The organism is bacterium (genome assembly GCA_021372615.1).
Classification (GTDB): Bacteria; Armatimonadota; Zipacnadia; order Zipacnadales; family UBA11051; genus JAJFUB01.
In genome coordinates this window covers 1-6,406 of sequence record JAJFUB010000048.1, presented here as the reverse complement: position 1 = coordinate 6,406, position 6,406 = coordinate 1, and the positions used below count along the sequence as shown (strand labels likewise).

General features: G+C 69.2%; 6 protein-coding genes. 5 read left to right on the top strand and 1 reads right to left on the bottom strand.

What is annotated here, in order from left to right; translation table 11 throughout:
• The 5 genes from LLH23_07880 to LLH23_07860 all read left to right on the top strand — a co-directional run.
• The coding region (locus LLH23_07880; GenBank protein ID MCE5238398.1) for a hypothetical protein at positions 1-1,961 on the top strand (1,961 nt) is incomplete at its 5' end.
• 8 nt (positions 1,962-1,969) lie between these two features.
• Positions 1,970-2,575 carry a DUF2993 domain-containing protein gene (locus LLH23_07875; protein ID MCE5238397.1) on the top strand — a complete coding sequence of 202 codons (606 nt, stop codon included), beginning with the start codon at positions 1,970-1,972 and terminating at the stop codon, positions 2,573-2,575.
• 11 nt (positions 2,576-2,586) lie between these two features.
• Positions 2,587-2,868, top strand: a complete 282-nt coding sequence (locus tag LLH23_07870; GenBank protein MCE5238396.1) for a type II toxin-antitoxin system HicB family antitoxin — start codon at positions 2,587-2,589, stop codon at positions 2,866-2,868.
• A complete protein-coding gene (locus tag LLH23_07865) occupies positions 2,861-3,085 on the top strand; it encodes a type II toxin-antitoxin system HicA family toxin (GenBank protein ID MCE5238395.1) in 225 nt (74 codons plus the stop codon). The genes LLH23_07870 and LLH23_07865 overlap by 8 nt, the downstream gene beginning before the upstream one ends.
• A gap of 22 nt (positions 3,086-3,107) precedes the next feature.
• Positions 3,108-5,120, top strand: a complete 2,013-nt coding sequence (locus tag LLH23_07860; GenBank protein MCE5238394.1) for a beta-mannanase — start codon at positions 3,108-3,110, stop codon at positions 5,118-5,120.
• Here LLH23_07860 and LLH23_07855 read toward each other — a convergent pair.
• On the bottom strand, positions 5,100-6,406 hold a 1,307-nt coding region (locus LLH23_07855), incomplete at its 5' end, for a bifunctional folylpolyglutamate synthase/dihydrofolate synthase (GenBank protein ID MCE5238393.1). The genes LLH23_07860 and LLH23_07855 overlap by 21 nt on opposite strands.

Genomic DNA, 6,406 nt, shown 5'->3' with positions numbered 1-6,406 from the left:
GGCTCGCCGATGCGCAATCGCCCGAACCGGGGACGCTGAAGACAATCACCCTGGAAACCGGGGAGGTCGTGCCCGATTTGACCGGTGAGTGGGATGCCGCCATCGAGTACTTCGGCCGGCTCGCCAAGCAGGCCACCGGCGGCCGCGCCCTCTACGGCGTCTACTACGGCTACTTCATGGGCGTGCTCCCCCAGAGCCAGGGCGGCCACCTCGACCTCCTGCGCCTGCTCAAGTCCCCCTACCTCGACTACTTCGTCGCCCCCTATGACTACGGCAACCGCCTGATGGGCGAGGATGGCCGTCTGCGCAGCCTGGTCAATGTCTTCAACCTCGCCGGCAAAGCCCACATCATCGAGGCCGACACGCGCACCCACCTGCACCCGCGCGAGGAGCATGGGCGCGTGGCCAACCTGACCGAGTCCCTGGCCGCCCTGCGCCGCGAGTTCTCCACAGCCCTGGTCGAGCACACCGGCTACTGGTACGTGGACTTCGGGCCCGATAGCGTCGGCGGGTGGTTCGACCACCCGGAGATCATGAGCACGATCAAGAGCCTCTACGGCACGGCTGAGCGCGTCCTGGCAGTCCCGCGCCGGTCCGCCGCCGAAGTCGCCCTCGTATGCGATCTGGACAGCGCCTACTACCTGGCCGATGGCGAGGGCATGCTGACAGCCTACAAGCTCATCATGGACACCACAACCGAGCTGTACCGCACCGGCGCGCCGTTCGACGAGATCCTGCTGCCGCAGTTGGCCCAGGCGGACCTGTCGCGCTATAGGGTGCTCGTCTTCCTGAACACCACCGCCATGAGCAACGAGCAGGCGGCGTTGGTGCAGAGGCTGCGCGAGTCCGGCAAGCACGCCATGGTGTTCCTGTGGGCGCCGGGCTATACCGGGCCGGATGGCCTGTCGCTGCAGCGCGTGCAGCAGGCGACCGGCTTCCAGGTCGCGCAGACGGCGCTGCACGCCTCCGGGCGGATGGCCGTGACGGCCACCGAGGACCGCCTGACCCGCGACCTGCCGGCCGAGGAGCAGAGCGCCATCGAGACCACGGGCACGGCACCCGTGTCGGGCTTCGACGTGGCGGCCAACTGGTCCAACCCCCGCTCGAAGGTCTACATGGACGACCACTACGCGCAGTTCGACTTCCGCCCCGCCGCCCAGGGGCTGACCTGGACCTTCCAGACGGTAGACGCCTGGAGCGATCTGCACTGGGCGGGCGAGATCGCGGCTGCTGACGGCCTGGGTCTGGATGTCCGGGCCACCAGCGGCCTGCCCCAGCTCGGCTTGCGGGTCGTCATCAAGGATGCCGACATGGCGGAGTTCGTCAGCCCTGCCGAAAGCCTGGGCAGAGGCGAATGGCGGCAGTTGCGCTACCCCTTCGCGGCCTTCACCAACGCCCCGTGGGCCAAGGTACGGCCCGCGAAGCCGGCCTTCCCGCTCAAGGGGATGAAGTTCGTCCTGGACGGCCTGGGTGGGGCGGGCGCGGTCACGCTGGACCTGCGCGGCCTGTGCACGCTGACCGGGCGGGTCGTCACGACGCCCCTGCGCCGCTTCGGCGAGGGGACCTTCGGGCCGCTGGTGGCGCCCGTCGCCGGGCCGAACGCCACCGTGCTGGGGCATGTCGAGGGGAGGCCCGAGGGGCTGCTGGTCCGGCGCGGGGTGGGGACCTCGCTTGTGCTATACTGTCCCGTGCCCTACCTGCCGCGTGAGGTGCTGGCGGCGGTCCTGGACGAGGCCGGTGTGCATCGCTTCGATGCCGATGGGGCTGACATCGTGCGGGCCGACTCGCGGTTCGTGTCCATCCACACCAAAGCGGGTGGCGCGCGGCGGCTGAGCTTCCCCAGGCCGGTCGCCGCGTGTGACGCAGTGAGCGGCCAGAGCCTGGGGCAGGGCCAGTCGCTGGAGCTGACTCTGCCCGCGAACTCGACGACCATCCTGGAGACTACGGACGTGGAGCGGTGACGACTGAGATGATGCGAAGTGTGCTGCTGCCGTGTGTGCCTGTGCTGCTGGCCCTGCTGGCCGTGGGGACGGTGGCCTGGGGCAAGGACGCTGACGAGACGGAGCTCGACTATGGCGCGATGCTGCGGGCGCTGCGCCCCACGATGACCTTTGAGGTCACCGAGGCCAACATGAACGCGTACCTCAAGACCCGGCCCGCGGGGCTGAACATCCCTGCGGGCTTTGAGGAGCCGCGCGTGGCGCTCACCGAGGGCATCTTCGAGGTCAGCGCCCGCAAGAGCCTGCTGTTCATCGCGACGCGGGTGCGTGTCGGCCTGGCGCCGGAGGCCGTGCGGGGGCGGCTGCACCTCAAGGTCGTCCGCGTCAGCGCCGGGCCCATCCCCCTGCCGTCGGACTTCCACATGGGCGTGGCCGGCGCCATCGAGGAGTCCGTCAACGCCATTCTGGAGCGCAACGAGATGCAACTGATCGCCGTGGCTGTTGAGGGCGACGCGCTCCGCGTGTCAGCCAAGGCGATGCCACCGACGCCCCCGCCGGCCGAACTGGAGGCAGCACAGCAGGCAACGCGCCGGCCTTGCCCAGAGCCGGCAGCGGGAGGTACAATGAACCGGTGAGGAGGCCCGTCATGCCGTCCACGTACACGGTTGTCCTGCGCGAGGAGCCGGAAGGGGGGTATACGGTCCTTGTGCCGGCCCTGCCCGAGATCGTCAGCTACGGTCAGAACCTGGATGAGGCGCGGCGCATGGCCTCCGACGCGATCCAGTTGACCGTGGAAGTACGGCGCGAACGGGGCGAGCCAACCGAGGAGACCGAGCCCGTCATCGTGCCCCGCGACGAGTACACAGCCGATCTGCGCATCTACCGACTGGCCGTTGACCTCCCCGAGGCGCTCCCCGCCCATGCCTAGGCTGCCGCGCGTCTCGGGGAGGAAAGTGGCGCGGGCTCTGGAACGAAGCGGCTTCACTCTGGTGCGCGCCCAGGGCGACCACGGGTACTACACCCACCTCGCTACACGCCGCAACGCTGTCGTGCCCCTGACCAACCAGGTGCTGCCTGTGGGCACCATCGCCAACATCCTCCGCCAGGCTGGCCTCACCGCGGATGAGTTCCGGCAACTGCTATGACCCTTGCGGAAGGTCGTGTCCCATGACCCCCACTGATCTCACCACTCCCGGCGCCTTTGTCCTGGGCGCCAACTACTGGGCTTCCCATGCCGGCACGGCCATGTGGCGCGACTGGCGGCCCGAGGTCGTCGCCGATGACCTGCGACGGCTGAGCGAAGCCGGCCTGCAGATGCTCCGCGTGTTTCCGCTGTGGCCGGACTTCCAGCCCATCCATCTGCTGCGCGGGGGCGGTGGACATCCGGTCGAGGTGCGCTTCGGCGAAGCGCCGCTGCCCGACGACGACTGCGGCCGGGCCGGCGTGTCACAGGAGATGATGGACCGCTTCCGCGTGTTCCTCGACCTGGCGCACAAGCATGGCCTCGCCTTCGACATCGGCCTGCTGACGGGCTGGATGAGCGGCCGCCTGCACGTCCCTCCGGCCCTCGAAGGGCGCAATGTCCTCACCGACCCCTTCGCCCTGCGCTGGGAGGTGCGCTTCGTGCGGCACTTCGTGCGCACGTTCCGCGACCATCCCGCCGTGGGGGCCTGGGACCTGGGCAATGAGTGCAACTGCATGGGCCAGGCCAACCGCGACGAGGCCTATGCCTGGACGGCGCAGATCGTCAACGCCATCCGGGCCGAGGACGCGACCCACCCGGTTGTCTCGGGCATGCACGGCCTGGGCCCCGAGAGCACCTGGAACGTCTTCGACCAGGCCGAGCACTGCGACGTGCTGACCACCCACCCCTATCCCGTCTTCACACCGCACTGCAACCAGGACCCGGTCAACACCATCCGCACCATCCTGCACAGCACCGCCGAGAGCCGGTTCTATGCTGACCTCGGGGGCAAGCCGTGCCTGTGCCAGGAGATCGGGACGCTCGGGCCGGTCATCGCCAGCGAGCAGATCGCCGCGCAGTTCATCCGCTCATGCCTGTTCTCGCTGTGGGCCAATGACTGCCACGGCCTGGTCTGGTGGTGCGCCCACGAGCAGACTGAGCTGTCCCACGCGCCATACGACTGGCATGCCGTCGAGCGCGAGCTGGGGCTGCTGCGGGTGGACAAGAGCGCGAAGCCGGTGCTGGAGACGATGGGGGCGTTCCGGGAGATGCTGTCGCGCCTGCCGCTCTGTAGGGCGGGGGCTTGTACCCCGCCCCGGACGGGGACACCGACCACGGCAGGCGGGGTACAAGCCCCCGCCCTACAGAACGGCGCCCTTCCCGTCCGCACTCACCAGGCTGTCTGCCTCCTCACCGAGGGGCAGGACCACTGGGGTGTGGCCTACAGCGCCTTCATCCTCGCCAAGCAGGCCGGGTTCGACCTGGAGTTCCAGTACTGCACCCAGCCGCTCCGTGAGGCTGACCTGTATCTGCTCCCGTGCCTGAGCGGTCATGCCATGATCTCCCGACGACGGATGGCCGAGTTGCTGGAGCGCGTCGCGCAGGGCGCCACGCTGTACATGTCCCTCGACACCGGCCTGCCCAGCAGCTTCGAGGCCATCACGGGTCTGGAGCCGCAGAGCCGCGAGAAGCGCACGGACTGCGGGCCGATCACACTCAAGATGCTCGGCAACACGCCACAGATTCCCAGCGGCGGCGAGTTCAAGGTGCGGCTCAAGCCGACGCGCGCGGAAGTGCTGGGCGTCGAGGCCGACGGCAACCCGGCCTTCGCGGTGGCCGACTACGGCCGGGGGCATGTGTACTTCCTCGGCATCCCGCTGGAGATGATGGTCACCGGCACCCCGGGCGTGCTGCACCATGCCGACGCCCCGGCGTACTGGCGCGTATATCGCTATGTGGCGCAGGACGTGATGGCCCGGCGCGTCGTGCGCAAGCAGCACCCCATGCTGGGCGTGACCGAGCACCCGCTGGATGATGGACGACTGATCGTCGTGGTCGTCAACTACTCCCCGGACACGATTCAGGACAGCCTCAAGCCGGCGGAGGGATGGTCGGTCGCGCAGGTACTGCACGGTGACGCGACCCCGCAGCCGAGCTGGGTGGATGTGACGGTGCCGGGGAACAACGGGGTGGTGCTACTGCTGGCGAGGGACTGAAGGGGCACAGCGGAGCAGCGACATCGCCTCCCCCACCACGTAGAACGACCCCGTCACGAGGAGGCAGTCACCCTCGGCAGCCTGCTCACGGGCGAGGCGTAGCGCCGTCGGCACGTCCGCCGCGACGGCACTCTCCCGCCACATCCCCTCCGACGCCGCCGCCAGCTCCGCAACCGGCAGCGCCCGGCTGATCTGCGCCTGCGTCAGGATTGCCACGTCCACCAGCGGCGCCAGCGTGCGGCAGAACGCCGCCGCATCCTTCTCCGCCGACAGGCCGATGACGGCGACCAGGCGGTCGTAGCGGACCATCTGCGGCAGGGACGCCGCCAGCGCCCGGGCCGACGCCTCATTGTGCGCCACGTCCAGCACCACCCACGGGCGCTCCCCCACGATCTGCAGCCGCCCCGGCCACCGCACGGAGCGACACCCTGTCCGGACGGCTTCGTCGGAGATCGTGTAACCTTGCTCGCGGAGGATGTTGACGAGGCCGAGGGCCACGCTGAGGTTGATCCGCTGGTGGTCGCCGAAGAGGGAGAGTTCGAGCCCGACCGGGACGGTTGCGGCTCTGGAGAGCCGCGCTCCGACGGCCTGCGCGACCTCCTGCAAGACGGCCATGGCCGCCGGCTCCTGGGGGGCGGTCACGACTGGCACACCCGGCTTGATGATGCCCGCCTTCTCCCGGGCGATCTGCTCGATGGTATCGCCCAGGATGTCCGTGTGGTCCAGCCCCAGGGTCGTGATGGCACACGCAGTCGGTTCGCAGGTGTTGGTCGCGTCGAGCCGCCCCCCCAGCCCCGTCTCCATGATCGCCAGGTCCACCCCGTCGCGCCGGAAGAGCAGATACGCCATGGCGGTGTAGGCCTCAAAGAACGTCGAGGGGTTGAGCTGGCCCTCGGCGCGCAGGTGCTCGATGGCCGGCTGGACCTGCTCGACAGCCCAGGCGATGTCCGCCTCGCTCACCATCTCCCCGGCGATGCGGATGCGCTCGCGGAAGGACACGAGGTGAGGGGAGCTGAACAGCCCCACGCGCGGCCCCGCCGCCGTCAGGATGCTCTCGAGGATGGCGGCCGTCGAGCCCTTGCCCTTGGTACCGGCGATGTGGACGCACGCCAGGCCATGCTGAGGATTGCCGAGCAGGTCGAGCAGCGCGCGGATGCTGTCGAGGCTGACGGTGTCAGCGAAGTGGCGCCGGAAGCCCAGGCGCTCGAAGTCCACGAGCGATTCGAGGTAAGCGACGGCGTCGGCATAGGTCCTACGGGGGATTATACGGCGGGAATCGGGAATCG